Origin of the sequence: Streptomyces sp. NPDC091412 (genome assembly GCF_044756885.1) — a bacterium.
GTDB lineage: Bacteria > Actinomycetota > Actinomycetes > Streptomycetales > Streptomycetaceae > Streptomyces.
Genome location: NZ_JBIVTV010000002.1, coordinates 278,891 through 292,495, shown reverse-complemented (window position 1 = coordinate 292,495; position 13,605 = coordinate 278,891). Strand labels below are relative to the sequence as shown.

Genomic DNA, 13,605 nt, shown 5'->3' with positions numbered 1-13,605 from the left:
CGGCCCCGGCGGTCCCGCTTCCCCCTCCGGCAGTGTCGTGCCTGCCACTGCCGCCACCCGTACCGCTCGCGCTCCCCGTGTCGGACGCCGGCTCCGCGTCGGCGGTCCCCCGCCCGCCGGTGACGTCATCCGTACCGGAGGCATTCTCCGCACCGGCGGTACCGGCCCCGGCGGTCCCGCTTCCCCCTCCGGCAGTGTCGTGCCTGCCACTGCCGCCACCCGTACCGCTCGCGCTCCCCGTGTCGGACGCCGGCTCCGCGCCGGCGGTCCCCCGCCCGCCAGAGGTGTCGTCCGTAGCGGACGCGGCCTCGCCACCAGGGGTGCCTGTCGTGCTTTCCTGGCCGGACGTTTCTTGTCTGCCGGTGGTGTTCTTCATACTGGTGTCCCCTCCCGCGTTGCCGCGTCCCGCCGGCCCCACCAGTACCGCAGCCCCGGTCGCGTGCCCGCTCGGGCGGTCATACGCTCCCGAATGTGACGGCATCGGTGTTCCGGGCGGCCCGGCCGCGGCGCGCGACACGCCGCCCGCCGGGGCGGATCGCGCACACCGTGCTGTGTGGCGCGGCGGGCCTGGTGTGGCTGGTGCTTCCGGGGATGACGATCAACAGCGACGCCGCGGTTCCGCTCCCCCGGACCCCTCCGGTGACCGCCACCACCGCACAGCGGCACGACGAGACCTCGCCGGGCTATCTCGCCCTGCCGCTCGTGGCGGTGGGCGCGGCGGGGGTGCTCGCCGGATACGGGTACGTCCGGCGGACCCGGCGGGCCAGGACCCGTACGACCCCCGGCGGCGGCCCCGCCCCGCCCTCCGCGCCGTGGCGACCGCCGCCGCCGTCCGATGAACTCGGCGATAAATCCGCGGAGTTGATCCGCCTCGCGGACGACTGGGTGCGCACCAGCCGGGACGAACTCGGCTTCGCCGAGGCGCGGTTCGGCACGGCGGCCGTCGAGCCGTTCGCACGGGCGGTGCGGGAGGCGGAGGCGGAGTTCGCCGCCGCCTGCCGGATGCGGGAGCGCTACGACCACGGGGTCCCCGAGGACGCGGCCGCCCGGCGGCAGGCGCTGGCCGGCGTGGTCGGACGCTGTGAGGAGGCGGGGCGGCTGCTGGACGCGGAGGCCGCCGCGTTCGACGAACTGCGCGGCCTGGAGCGGGGACCGGGTGAGGCGCTGGAGGTCGCGGAGGCGCGGTTCCGGAAGTTGGCGGGGCGCACGGGGACCGCCGCCTCGACCGTCGCCGCGCTCCGCGAACGGTACGGGCCGGCGGCCGTCGCGTCCGTCACGGGACACGTGGAGCAGGCCAAGGACCGCCTGCTGCTGGCCACCTCCCGGCTGAACCGGGCCCGCCAGTCGGCGGACTCGGGAAACCCCCGGGCTGCGGCCTGTCACCTGCGCGTGGCCGAGGGAGCGATCGCCCAGATCGCGGTGTTCGCGCACGGCGTCGAACGGCTGGCCGAGGAGCTGTCGACCGCCGAGCGACTCGTACCGGCGGCGCTCGGCGGCGCGGAGGCGGACCTCGAGGCGATCCGGCGAGCGGCCGAGTCCGCCACCGCGCAACTGACCGGCGACCCGGACCGCGCCACCGCGCCCACCCCGGGCTCCCCGGAGTCCGCCAAGTCCCGCAAGCCCGCGCAGCGCACGGCCGACGGCCCGGCCCCGGAAACGGCCACCGCCTCGGACGAGGCACCCGCCCTCGCGGCGGGCACTCCCTCGGCGGCCGTCCCCGTCGACGTCGCCGCCGGTGAGCTGCGCGCCCGCGTCACGCACGCCGACCTGGAGCTGGCCCACGTACGCGTACACGCCGAGCCGGCCGCGGGGCCGTACGACCCGCTGGCCGCGCTGCGGCGGATCGTGCGGGCGACCGCGCCGGCCGGGACCCGGCGGGCCGGTGTCCTGGCGGCCGCCGAGGAACTCGTCGCCCGCAGCGCCGTCGCCGCCGCCGACGACTTCGTCGGCACGCACCGGGCCGCGGTCGGCGCCACGGCCCGCATCCGGCTGTCGGAGGCGCTGCGCCTCCTCCCGACCGACCCGCAGACCTCCGACACCCTGGCCCGCCAGGCCCACGACCTCGCCGAACAGGACGTACGCCTGCACGGCAACCCGTGCACCGCCACCACCGACCCGTCCGCCGGCGCCACCGGAGCGGTGCTCGGCGGCATCCTCCTGGCCGAGGATCCCGACGGCGGTCCGCCCGCCTGCTACGGCGGCCCGCGGACGCGGGGGCGTCGCCGTCCGGGACCGGCGGCGTAGACGGTGGCCGGGCGGAGCGGTCAGAACAGGCTCAGCAGCGCCTCCGCCGGGTCGATCACGTCGTTCTCCCCGTCGGGCAGGGGGAGTTCGAACCAGACCGTCTTGCCGCGGGGGGTGCGGCGGGAGCCCCAGGCGGCGCTGAGCAGGCCCACGAGCTGGAGGCCGCGGCCGCCCTCGTCGGTGTCGCGGGCACGGCGGCGGCGCGGCTGGACGAGGCCGGAGTCCCACACCTCGCAGACCAGGGTGCGGTCGAGCAGGAGGCGGAGCCTGATCTCGCCCTCGCCGTAGCGCAGGGCGTTGGTGACGAGTTCGCTGACGAGGAGTTCGGTGGTGTCGATCAGCGGTTCGAGGCCCCAGGCGGTCAGCTGGGCGCGGGCGTACTCGCGGGCGCGGCCGACGCTGCGGGGTTCGCGCGGCAGGGCCCAGTCGCCGACGGACTCGGCGGGCAGGCCCTGGACGCGGGCCATCAGCAGCGCGATGTCGTCCTCGCCGTGGTGGGAGCCGAGCGTGTTGAGGATGTGGTCGCAGACGTCCTCCAGGGGGCGGGAGGGGTCCGTGAGGGCGCCGACGAAGGCCTGGAGGCCCTCGTCCAGGGGGTGATCGCGGGATTCGACCAGGCCGTCCGTGTAGAGGGCCAGCAGGGCGCCCTCGGGGAGTTCGACCTCCACCTCCTCGAAGGGTTCGCCGCCGACCCCGAGCGGCATGCCGGGCGGCACGTCCAGCATCAGCGCGGACTCGCCGGGTTCGACGAGCACCGGCGGCAGATGGCCGGCGTTGGCGAAAGTGCACCGCCGGGTGACCGCGTCGTAGACGGCGTAGATACAGGTCGCCAGGTACACCTCGGAGAGGTCGGCCTCGCGGGGGCGGCGCGCGGCCCGGGTGGCCTGCTGGACACCGCCGGGCGCGCCGAGACCGCGGGCGATCTCGTCCAACTGGGAGAGGACCTCGGCCGGTTCCAGGTCGAGCAGGGCCAGCGTGCGTACGGCCGTGCGCAGTTCGCCCATGGCGACGGCGGCGCGCAGACCGCGGCCCATGACGTCGCCGACGACCAGCGCGGTGCGGTGGCCGGGGAGTTCGATGACGTCGAACCAGTCGCCGCCGACCTCGCTGGGCCGGCCGGTGGCGGCGCTGCCGGGCAGGTAGCGGCAGGCGATGTCGAGACCGGAGGCCTCGGGGTCGCCGGGCGGGAGCAGGGACCGCTGCAGTATCAGGGCGCGTTCGTGTTCGCGCCGGTACAGGCGGGCGTTGTCGATGCAGACGGCGGCGCGCGCGGCGAGTTCGACGGCGAGGTCGCGGTCGCGCTGGCCGAACGGCTCGCTGCCCTTGGTCCGGGCGAACTGCGCGAGTCCCACCACCGTGTCCTGGGCGACCATCGGCACGGCCAGCGTGGTCTGCACGAGACCGCCGTCCTCACCGGGCACGGTCGTCGGGCGGGCGGTGCGCAGGGCGTCCGCGCGGGGCGAGTTGAACGGGTAGTGGTGGACGGCGCCGAGTTCGACGTGTGCGCCGGTGCCGCCGAACGGCGCGCCGGAGACCGCGCTGGCGAAGGCGACGCGGCGCAGTTCGGCGCTGCCGTCGGCGAGGCCGGGCGGGGTCTCGTCGCCGACCAGCAGGCCCTGGTAGAGGTCGACGGTCGCCAGGTCGCAGAAGCCGGGGACCACGACGTCGAGGAGTTCGCGCGCGGTGGTCTCCAGGTCGAGGGAGTTGCCGATGCGGGCGCCGGCCTCGTTGAGGAGGGCGAGGTTGCGCCGCGCGGCGGCGGCCTCGCGGGCGGCGTCGCGGCGGGCGGTGATGTCGGTCCCGAGCCAGGCGATGCCGATGGTGCGGCCGCTGCCGCTGTGCACGCGGTAGAGGTTGACGGACCAGTGGCGGCGCCCGTCGGTTCCCGGCACGAAGCCGGAGATGTGCATGTCCGTGATGGACTGCCCGTTCTCCAGTACCCGGCGCAGGGTGGCGGTGACCCGCTCGGCCTCGCCGCGCGGCAGGTAGTCGTGCACGCCCTTGCCGCGGTGGTCGTCCGGCGAGCCGCCGAAGACCGAGGCGAACCGCTCGTTGGCGCGGCGGACCTTGAGGTCGGTGTCGATCAGCAGGAAACCGAACGGGGATTGACCGAAAATCGCCTGCGAGGCGGCGAGGTCGGTCTCGATCCGCCGCAGGGTGCGGACGTCGACGACGGTGCACACGGCGGCCCTGTCGCCCTCCACCGTGGTCGTCGGCATCACGTAGACCTCGGCGAGTCCCTCCTCACCGCGCCGGCCGTCCTCGTCGTCCGGGATCCGGAAGGGGACCACGCCGGTCCACTCCCGCCCGTCGAGGATCTCGGCCATCTTGCGCTGGCCGTGCTCGCGCAGGTCGGGGTCGACGAACGCCTCGATGGGGTCCATCCCGACGGCGCGTTCGGCGGGGATGCCGAAGAGCCGCTCGGCGCGCAGGCTCCACTGGTCGACGTGGCCGTCGGGGCCGATGGAGAAGGAGGCGACCTTGATGTAGTCGTACATCGAGCCGGGCGGGCTGCTCTGCCACATGGCGTCCCCGGACGGCGCCCCGTCGGCCGCACCGCCGCCCGCGGACCCCGCCATCGCGCCGTCCGACGGGTCCTCGGACTCCGTGGCCTTCGCTGGTATCTCGCTCACGCGAACCGTCCCCTCCAGCTCACCGCGTCCGGCACCGGTCACCGGGGGCGGCTGCCCGCAGTATCCAGCACTACGGCGCCGCACAACACGGTGTTCACGATCACAGGACCATCCCGATGCTTTCCGGTCCGGGCCTGCGACAACACCATCAGTCTTCTAACCAGGCAGGACCGGGTCGAATCCCGCTCGCGGACAACCGTCGCCGGCCGCCGCCGGCCGCTGCGCGGCGGGGGCTGTCCGGCGGGCTCCGCGCACGGCCCGTCCGCCGCTCCGCTCACCCCGGGACGGCCAGTTCGAACCAGACCGTCTTGCCGGCGTCGTCCGGCCGGGTGCCCCAGCGGCGGGAGGTGGAGGCGAGCAGTTGCAGGCCGCGGCCGGACTCGTCGTCCGGGCGGGCCGGACGCTCGCGGGGCGGGTCGGGCAGCGGGTCGGAGACCTCGACCAGCAGCACCTTGGGCAGGTCCGCGCGGCGCAGCAGCCGAACGCCGATGGGACCGGTCGCGTGCCGCAGGGAGTTGGTGACCAGTTCGCTCACCAGCAGGGCCGCGGTGTCGCCGAGCGCGTCCATGTCCCAGCTGCGCAGCTTGCCGCGGACGGCGGCGCGGGCCGTGCGCACCGCGCCGGGATCCGCGGGAAAGGTCCACTCGGCGGTGTCGCCATCGGTGTCGATCACGCCGTTCACTTCCCAGGCACGCCGATCACCTCGCGGGCCGGCGAGCCCACCCATGTCCGGTTTCAGGGGACTAAAGGGGACATACCCGGCATCCAGGGGGCATTACCGCTCGCGACGGTGCGGTGTGGCACGAACGGCGTACCCGGCGCACGCCCTACGTCTCCCGTGCGCCCCGGACTTTGACGGAGCACACGATGACTCTCACGCCCCTGGGGCGCCGTCCACCGGGCCGGCTCCGAGGTGGGTGAGGGTCTGCCGCACGGCGGGCACGTCCTGGTACAGCCAGGGGACGCTCCAGATCTCGGCCGGGGTGAGCCAGCGCAGGTCGTCGTGGTCCTGGAGGGGCTTGGGGTCGGCGGAGCCGGGGCGCAGCCGCGCGGTCCACACCTGGAGTTCGTACGGCGGTCGCAGCGGCCAGCTGCCCGGCACCCGTTCGACGGCCTCGGTCTCGACGCCGAGTTCCTCGCGCAACTCGCGCACGAGAGCGGCCTCGGGCCGCTCACCGGGCTCGACCTTGCCGCCGGGCAGCTCCCAGCGGCCGGCCAGCTCGGCGGGCGCGCTGCGGCGCGCGGCGAGCAGGCGGCCGCCGTCGAGCAGGGCGGCACCGACCACCACGATCCGTTCGCTCATGCGCCGGAGCCTACGGGAGCGGGCCTGCGTCCGGCGAAGGGGTCAGCCGTCGCCGCCCGCACCGCCGGCGCTCTGCCCGATCCGCTCGACCCAGTACAGCTGGGTGTCCGGACCGTCGAGGCTTTCCGCGATCTTCTGGGCCTCGGCGCGGGTGGCGTACCGGCCCACGCTGTACCGATTGCCGTTGTCGTCCTGCCGGACGACGAGCCAGGGAAGGGTGATCGTGCTGTCGTTCATCGCGCCCCCACTGCTCCTTCCCGCCCCTGTGCGTCCGGCTCCCGGCCCCCGCCGCGTCCCGCCCGTTGAGGAAACCGCACTCCGCATATGCCTGAGCCTACGCCCAACCTTCACGCAGCGAATACGGCTTTTCACAAAGAGGTAGGCAACCGGCCAGTACGGGAGCCGGCCCGCCCGGGGCGCACGGAGACGAACGCGCCGTGCGAGGGCCTCTGTACATCCGCTCGGGGGCATGCGCCAGCCGCGGTGGCGACCTGCGAGAACGGCCGGAATACGGCGCACGGGCGGGGCGGCGCGACAGACGGACGGGCGGGCCGGGCGCCGAGGGGGGCGCACACCACCCCCGGGGAATCACCGCTTCCGGGCGTGCTTGCGAGCTTGCTTCCGGGCCGGCACTCGCCCCGCCGCGCCCCTTACCGCACGGTCCTGCCGCACGGCCCCCACCGCGCGTCTCCCACCGCGCGTCTCCTACCTCACCGGCAGGTGGTACGCCACCCGGTAGCGGTCGGCGGGGATCACGACGTCCGCCGTCTCCACGGGGCGGCCGGAGGCGTAGAAGGTGCGCTGGACGACGACCACGACATGGCCGGGGACACCGCCGAGGGCGTGCAGTTCCTCAGCGAGGCCGGGGCGGGCACCGACCTCCTCGGTGACGTTGTCGACGATGACGTCGATGGCGCGCATGCGCTCGACCACGCCCATGCCGCCGAGCGGGCCCTCCTCGGGGAGCATGACGGGGGTACGGCCGGTGAGCGTGAGCGGCTCCCAGGAGGTGGAGAGCATCATCGCCTCGCCGGCGTCCCGGAACACGTACTTGGTGCGCATCACGCGGTCGCCGGGCTTGATGCCGAGCCGCTCGGCGATGGCGCCGCTCGCCTCGGCCTGCGTGCTGCTCGACTCCCAGGTGCCGCGCACCTCGGCGTCGGCCTGCTCCTGCCGGAACGGTGTGGCGCCGCCGGTGAGGCGGAAGCCGGAACGGGCGACCCGGCGGGGCACGGGCCGCTCGCGCACATACGTCCCCGAGCCGGAGCGGCCCTCGACCAGCCCCTCGGCCATCAGCACCTTGCGGGCCTCGAGCGCGACCGTGTCCGAGACGCCGTACTCCTCGCGGATTCTGGCCTGTGAGGGCAGCCGGGTGTGCGGGGGCAGCAGACCGTCGACGATCTTCTTGCGGAGATCATCCGCGACGCGCAGGTACGCCGGCTGCTCACCGAAAGTCACTGGCCGCTCCCATCAAGTTGTACAGACAGCAACAGCGTGGCAACCACGGGTTGTACTTGCAAGCAGGGGCCAGAGAATCACTCGAAGTGATGACTTGCGGGCGGCGAAGGCATGCCCAGGCGCTTTCTCCCCGCTACGGCCGCCGTCACACCTCCACATGGCTGAAAACGGAAGCGTCGGGGGGCGAGGAGGCGAGGCCGAGTGCGACGGACGTGCCGTGCGGGAGTCATGACGGGGCGTCGGCGAACCTCGCCCCTTAACCTCCGTACATGACACCTCTGCCGGACCGCTACTGCCCCACCGACGGCGTCCGCGTCCCCGGCGACTCCCTCGCCTGGCGCTGCCCGACCTGCCACGGCCCGCTCGATCTCGACTTCTCCCCCACCCCGGCGTCCCTGAAGTCCCTCACCGGTAGGGTGAACTCCCTGTGGCGGTACGCGGAGACGCTGCCGATGCCCGCGCCCACGCTGTCCCTCGGCGAGGGCCGCACCCCCCTGGTGCCGCTGACGGACGAGGTCTCGGCGAAGCTGGACTTCCTGATGCCGACGCTGTCGTTCAAGGACCGGGGCGCGGTGCTGCTGGCCGAACTGGCGCTGCGTGCCGAACCGCGCCGGGTGGTCGCCGACAGCAGCGGCAACGCGGGCACGGCGATCGCCGCGTACTGCGCCCGCGCGCGGCTGCCGTGCACGGTGTACGTCCCGCTCGGCACGTCGGCGAAGAAGCTGGAGCAGATCGAGGCGCACGGCGCCCGCCTGGAGGTGGTCGACGGCAACCGCGAGGCGGCGGGCAGGGCCGCGCAGCGCGCCGCGGACGAGCCGGACACGTTCTACGCCTCACACGTCTTCAACCCGTACTTCCTGCACGGCACGAAGACCTACGTGCACGAGTTGTGGGAGGACCTCGGCGGGCGCCTGCCGGAGGTCCTGGTCCTGCCGGTGGGGAACGGCACGCTGCTGCTGGGCGCGGCGCTGGCGATCGCCGAGCTGTTCGGGGCCGGTCTGCTGGACCGGCGCCCGGCGCTGTGGGCGGTGCAGGCGGCGGCGGTCGCCCCGCTCGCCCGCGCCTGGGAGGAGGGCGCGGAGGAACTCACCGGCTCGACCGCCGTGGCCCCCACCCACGCCGAGGGCATCGCCGTCCCCCACCCGCCCCGGGCCCGCCAGATCCTGCGCGCGGTACGGGCCTCGGGCGGCACCTTCCTGACCGTGACGGAGGACCGCATCCGCCACGCCCAGCTGGACCTGGCCTCCCGCGGCCTGTACGTCGAGTCGACGGGCGCGGTCTGCTGGGCGGCGATCCGCGAGGGCGCCCTCGGCGGGAAGTCGGCGGTGGTCCCCCTGTGCGGCGCGGGCCTGAAGTCGGGCCTGGCCCGTCCGTAACCCTGGCTGAGCCAGTCCTGCCTGGTCCGGAACGGTCCGGCGGGGGCAGGGCCGGCGGGGCCGGGACCGGCTGGGCCGGGTCCGGCGCAGTTCGGCTCGGTGCCATGTCCGGGGCGGTCCGGGCGGTCCGGGCGGTGCCATGCTCGGCCCGGTTCAGCGCGGCGCACGCCCTGTCCGGCCCGGCCCGCTGCCATGCCCGGCCCGGCGCAGGGCCCGGCCCGGTGCCAAGCCCGGCCCGGTTCAACGCGGTCCGGCGCGGTGCCATGCCCAGCCCAGCCCGGCGCAGCGCCATGCCCGGCCCAGCGCAGGGCCCGGCCCGGTTCGGCACGGTCCGGCGTGGTGTCCTGCCCAGCCCGGCGCAGTGCCGTGTCCAGCCCAGCCCGGCGCCATGTCCACCCCGGTTCAGCGCGGTCCGGCGCGGTGCCATGCCCAGCCCAGCCCGGCGCAGCGCCATGCCCGGCCCGGCCCGGCCCGGTGCCAAGCCCGGCCCGGTTCGGCACGGTCCGGCGTGGTGTCCTGCCCAGCCCGGCGCAGCGCCATGCCCGGCCGGGCGCCGGGGCGGTCCTGACCTCGTCGGCCCGGCGCGGGGCTCTCCGGTGGCTCGGTGGCCGGTTGTGCGGTGGTGGACCGGCGGGGCCGGGACCCGGCGGTCCGGTGGTGTCGGTGGCGAGGGGCCCGCTCGGCCCGTACGGCCAGGGTGTTCCGGAGCGGATCGGGGCCGACCGCTCCACGGCGAGGCCGGCGCGGGCAAGGCGTAGGGCGCCCCCCGGCACATCGACGCGTCGACTCATCGATGCCGTCGTGCCGGTCGGCCGGTCAGCCCGTTCCGGCCTTCGCGTTCTCGGACAGGCGCCGCTGTTCCTCCTCCACGATGCGGCGGGCCAGGCCGGCGTCGGAGACGTCGACGGCGTCCGGCGTGGCGTCGGCCATGTCGCTGCGCCGGGCGAAGGCGTCGAACAACCGTTCCTTGCGCGCCAGGATGCGCAGCAGCCGGTCGTCGACGCTGTCGGCGGCCAGCAACCGGTGGACCCGGACGGCGCGGATCTGGCCCATGCGGTGGACCCGGGCCACGGCCTGGTGCTCCAGGGTCGGTTTGACCTGGGGTTCGCACAGGATCACCACGGAGGCGGTCTGCAGGTTGAGGCCGATGCCGCCCGCCTCGATCTGGGAGAGCAGCACGGCGTGGCCGGACGCCCCGGTGAAGTCGTCGACCAGCCGCTGCCGGCGGGCCGCCGGGACGCTTCCGGAGATCGGCCCGAATGCGCTGTCGCCCAGGGCCTCGCGGACGGCGTCGAGCACGTCCCGGAAGTAGGAGAACACCACTGCCTTCAGCCCGTTCGCGGCGGCCTCCGCGACGAGTTCCCGCAGCCGTCGCAGCTTCGCGGACGTCTCCGGATCCGCGTAGGCGGCCCGGCGCATCGCCATGAATTTCCCCTCGGCGACCGCCTCGCGGTACGCCGCCCGGTCGGCGGAGCCGAGTTCCACCCACTCGTCGGTGTGCACCAGCGCGGGCAGTTCGGTGAGCACGTCCTCCTGGTTGCGGCGCAGGTAGGCGGGGGCCACCGAGCGGCGGAAGGCGTGCGGTCCGGCGGCCGCGTCGGTGCCGCTGACCGCGGGCACCAGCTCGGGCCGGAGGTGGCGCAGCAGGGCGCGGAACTCCTCGACCCGGTTCTCCATCGGCGTACCGGTCAGGAACAGCACGCGCTCGCAGCGTCCGGTCCACACGGCGACCGAGCGGGATCTGCGGGTGTCCGGGTTCTTCACGTAGTGGGCCTCGTCGACGACGAGCATGCCCGGCGGTGTGCCGTCGGGTCCGGGCAGGGTGTGCAGGACGTCGAAGGTGGTGACGGCGACCCCGCCGCGCTCGCGCCACTCGGCGTGGGCGTCCTGCCGGTCCGGGCCGTGCACGGCGAGGACGCGCAGGGTGCTGCGGGCGTGGATCTCACGGGTCCAGTTGATGAGGACGCTGGCCGGGCAGACCACCAGGAAGTGGCTGTGCCCCTCGGCCGCGAGATGGGCCAGGGCCGCGACGGCCTGCACGGTCTTGCCCAGGCCCATCTCGTCGCCGAGGACCACCCGCCGCTGGGCGAGCGCGAAACGGGCGCCGAACTCCTGGTAGCCGCGCAGGGACACACGGCGGTGGGTGTCGTCGAGCCGCTGGGCGTGGACCCGTTCGGCCACCTCCGACGGGACGAAGCCCTCGCTCGCGGCGGCGTCCGGGCGCTGTTCGGAGACCTCGGCGAGCAGGCCGTAGTACTCCGCGGGGCGCAGTTCGAAGTCGACCCAGGCCTCGATGTCGGAGGCGGCCGGGCGCAGCAGGTCGGTGGAGGCCTGGGCGAGCAGCAGGCGTACGCCGGTGGCGGCCGCGTCGGCGAGCAGTGCGCCGAGCTCGGCGGCCGCGGCCAGGGCGCGTTCGCGGCGCTCGCGGCGGGCCAGCGCCAGCCGCAGCCGTCCGCCGGCCGGCCGGGCCGCGGGCAGCAGCTCGGTCAGCCGGGTGTCCAGCCGCTCGGCCGCGTCGAGGGCGCGGCGCAGTTCCGGGCCGGCCTCGACGAGCCGGTGCAGGGCGACCACCAGGGCGGTGGTGCGGGGCTCGGGGTGGTCGACGTCGATGCGGACGGTGACGGTGTCGGCCACGGCCCGCGCGATCTGCCGGGCGGCGGCCAGCGCCCGGTCGGCGGTCTGCTCGCCCACGCCGGGCACCTGCCGCAGTTCGTACCGGCTCGTCTCGTGCACCGCGCGTACCGTGCGCAGGCCCGCCGCCTCCACGGCGCCGAGGCGCAGCCGTCCCTCGGTGACGTCCCGGAGCCGTGCCACGGGGATGGACTCCAGCTCCAGGGCGACGAGTTCGTCCCGCAAGGGCTCGAAGGCCGCGCGGACGGCGGCCACGGCGCCGGCCTGGTCCGTGCGGAGGTTCCGCGCCGCCTCGTGCAGCCGCGCGCCCTGCTCGCACACCTCTCGGACCCCGCGCCCGGCCCGCGGCGGAACCTCCCCCTCCACGTCACCCCCGTCTCTCCGTACCGCACGGGCCTCCCCGCCGTGCGGTGCGCGTCCATCGTGGCACGCGGCACCGGCACCGGACCCGGGCGGCCCGGCCCGGCGGCCCACGGGGGGGACGGCGGCCGACGAGCGGCGAAGTGGGGTGCGTCACAGTGGTCGTGACGGCCGGCCCGCGCGGGCCCCACCATGGCCGTCCCGCCGCGCCCCGCGGCTTCCGCACGACCGCGGGCGCGGAAGCAGAGGAAGGCAGGAGACTCGGATGCCACCACGGAAGTACCCCTCCGCGCCGCTGGAGCCGCGCCCCTCGGGCCTCATGGGTCGTGTCTTCGTCCCGGCCGGCGACGGCCCCCGGACCTCCCCCGCACTCATGGAATGGGAACTGCGGGGCGAGTCGTGGACGGACGAGCACCCGCACGACGAGTTCAACTACGTCCTGGAGGGCCACTTGTACGTCGAGTGCGACGGAGTGACCGTCGAGGCACGCGCCGGTGAGGCCGTCCAGGTCCCCACCGGTGCCACGGGCCGGTACTGGGCGCCGGAATACGCGCGCCTGCTCGCCGTGTACGGCCCCAACCCCGAAGGTCTTCCGAGCCGGGTGCACGAGCACCGGCGGCTGGCCGAGGACGAGTCGGCCAACTAGCCCGGCGGACAGGCCGGTTGAGCGTTCACTGGAGCACCACGGTGCGCCGGCCGTGGACCACCACCCGCCCCTCGCAGTGCCAACGCACCGCCTTGACCAGTGCGGCCGACTCCACGTCCCGGCCGACGGCGACGAGGTCCTCGGGGGTGTGGGTGTGGTCGACGCCGATGACCTCCTGGGCGATGATCGGTCCCTCGTCGAGCTCGGCCGTGACGTAGTGGGCGGTCGCGCCCACCACCTTGACGCCGTGCTCGTACGCCTGGTGGTAGGGCTTGGCGCCCTTGAAGCTCGGCAGGAAGGAATGGTGGATGTTGATCAGCCGCCCGGCGAGCCGCGCGCACAGACCGTCGGACAGCACCTGCATGTAACGGGCGAGGACGACCAGTTCCACGCCGAGTTCGTCCACGACGCCGAGCAGCCGCTCTTCGGCGGCCCCCTTGGTGGCGGCGGTCACGGGGAGGTGGAAGTGGGGGATGCCGTACCACTGGGCGAGTGCCTCGTGGTCGCGGTGGTTGGAGACCACCGCGACCACGTCGATCGGCAGGTCGCCGGAACGGGCCCGGAAGAGCAGGTCGTTGAGGCAGTGGCCGTAGCGGGACACCATGATCAGGACGCGACGCCTGGAGCCGGCCGGTTCCAGCCGCCAGCTCATGGCGAAGGGGGCCGCCACGGCGGCGAAGTCCCGGCGCAGGAGGCCGGTTTCATCCGCGCCGCCGGTGGCGGAGGCGAACCGCACCCGCATGAAGAAGTGGCCGCCGCGTCGGTCGCCGAACTGCTGGTTGTCGATGATGTCGCAGCCGTGGTCCACCAGGTAACGGGTGACCGCGTGCACGATGCCGGGAGCCTCCGGGCAGTCGAGAGTGAGCACGTGCTCGACCGGAGGGGGCGGGGAAGCCGGTGCGGCCCGGGTGGCCGGGTTGGCCGGGGTGTCAGCCATGGCGACGGCAACTCCCT

10 protein-coding genes are annotated in these 13,605 nt (G+C 74.8%); 3 read left to right on the top strand and 7 right to left on the bottom strand.

The genetic code is table 11. The features are described from left to right. Nucleotides 1-471 precede the first annotated feature (471 nt). A complete protein-coding gene (locus ACIQMV_RS05435) occupies nt 472-2,244 on the top strand; it encodes a hypothetical protein (RefSeq protein ID WP_402591331.1) in 1,773 nt (590 codons plus the stop codon). A gap of 20 nt (nt 2,245-2,264) precedes the next feature. On the opposite strand, the gene ACIQMV_RS05430 is transcribed toward ACIQMV_RS05435, so the two are convergent. From ACIQMV_RS05430 to ACIQMV_RS05410, 5 genes are all read right to left on the bottom strand, one after another. Then, nucleotides 2,265-4,877: a SpoIIE family protein phosphatase gene (locus ACIQMV_RS05430; protein ID WP_402591329.1), complete on the bottom strand. Its 2,613-nt coding sequence runs from the start codon at nt 4,875-4,877 to the stop codon at nt 2,265-2,267. A gap of 274 nt (nt 4,878-5,151) precedes the next feature. Next, entirely contained in the window at nt 5,152-5,604 is a 453-nt protein-coding gene (locus tag ACIQMV_RS05425; protein WP_401773322.1) for an ATP-binding protein, read from the bottom strand. 147 nt (nt 5,605-5,751) lie between these two features. Then, a complete protein-coding gene (locus ACIQMV_RS05420; protein ID WP_402591327.1) occupies nt 5,752-6,180 on the bottom strand; it encodes a (deoxy)nucleoside triphosphate pyrophosphohydrolase in 429 nt (142 codons plus the stop codon). Nucleotides 6,181-6,222: 42 nt separating this feature from the next. After that, nucleotides 6,223-6,417 carry an SPOR domain-containing protein gene (locus ACIQMV_RS05415; protein WP_141358767.1) on the bottom strand — a complete coding sequence of 65 codons (195 nt, stop codon included), beginning with the start codon at nt 6,415-6,417 and terminating at the stop codon, nt 6,223-6,225. 468 nt (nt 6,418-6,885) lie between these two features. Continuing rightward, nucleotides 6,886-7,638, bottom strand: a complete 753-nt coding sequence (locus ACIQMV_RS05410; protein WP_141358769.1) for a GntR family transcriptional regulator — start codon at nt 7,636-7,638, stop codon at nt 6,886-6,888. Nucleotides 7,639-7,907: 269 nt separating this feature from the next. On the opposite strand from ACIQMV_RS05410, the gene ACIQMV_RS05405 reads away from it, so the two are divergent. Then, the gene (locus tag ACIQMV_RS05405; protein ID WP_402591324.1) at nt 7,908-9,014 is read left to right on the top strand and encodes a pyridoxal-phosphate dependent enzyme; all 1,107 of its coding nucleotides are present in this window, start codon (nt 7,908-7,910) and stop codon (nt 9,012-9,014) included. An 816-nt stretch (nt 9,015-9,830) separates the two neighbouring features. On the opposite strand, the gene ACIQMV_RS05400 is transcribed toward ACIQMV_RS05405, so the two are convergent. After that, the gene (locus tag ACIQMV_RS05400) at nt 9,831-12,011 is read right to left on the bottom strand and encodes a DEAD/DEAH box helicase (protein ID WP_402591322.1); all 2,181 of its coding nucleotides are present in this window, start codon (nt 12,009-12,011) and stop codon (nt 9,831-9,833) included. 259 nt (nt 12,012-12,270) lie between these two features. On the opposite strand from ACIQMV_RS05400, the gene ACIQMV_RS05395 reads away from it, so the two are divergent. Next, on the top strand, nt 12,271-12,651 hold the full coding sequence (locus tag ACIQMV_RS05395; RefSeq protein ID WP_402591320.1) for a cupin domain-containing protein: 381 nt from the start codon (nt 12,271-12,273) through the stop codon (nt 12,649-12,651). 25 nt (nt 12,652-12,676) lie between these two features. Here ACIQMV_RS05395 and purU read toward each other — a convergent pair whose 3' ends face one another. Then, nucleotides 12,677-13,588, bottom strand: coding sequence for a formyltetrahydrofolate deformylase (gene purU / locus ACIQMV_RS05390; RefSeq protein WP_402591318.1), 912 nt, complete (start codon nt 13,586-13,588; stop codon nt 12,677-12,679). Between the last annotated feature and the right edge of the window lie 17 nt (nt 13,589-13,605).

What these genes read in the sequence shown, in the direction of transcription:
- ACIQMV_RS05425 (WP_401773322.1), bottom strand. Translation starts at nt 5,604, where the DNA reads ATGGGTGGGCTCGCCGGCCCGCGAGGTGATCGGCGTGCCTGGGAAGTG.
- ACIQMV_RS05420 (WP_402591327.1), bottom strand. Translation starts at nt 6,180, where the DNA reads ATGAGCGAACGGATCGTGGTGGTCGGTGCCGCCCTGCTCGACGGCGGC.
- ACIQMV_RS05415 (WP_141358767.1), bottom strand. Translation starts at nt 6,417, where the DNA reads ATGAACGACAGCACGATCACCCTTCCCTGGCTCGTCGTCCGGCAGGAC.
- ACIQMV_RS05405 (WP_402591324.1), top strand. Translation starts at nt 7,908, where the DNA reads ATGACACCTCTGCCGGACCGCTACTGCCCCACCGACGGCGTCCGCGTC.
- ACIQMV_RS05395 (WP_402591320.1), top strand. Translation starts at nt 12,271, where the DNA reads ATGCCACCACGGAAGTACCCCTCCGCGCCGCTGGAGCCGCGCCCCTCG.
- purU (WP_402591318.1), bottom strand. Translation starts at nt 13,588, where the DNA reads ATGGCTGACACCCCGGCCAACCCGGCCACCCGGGCCGCACCGGCTTCC.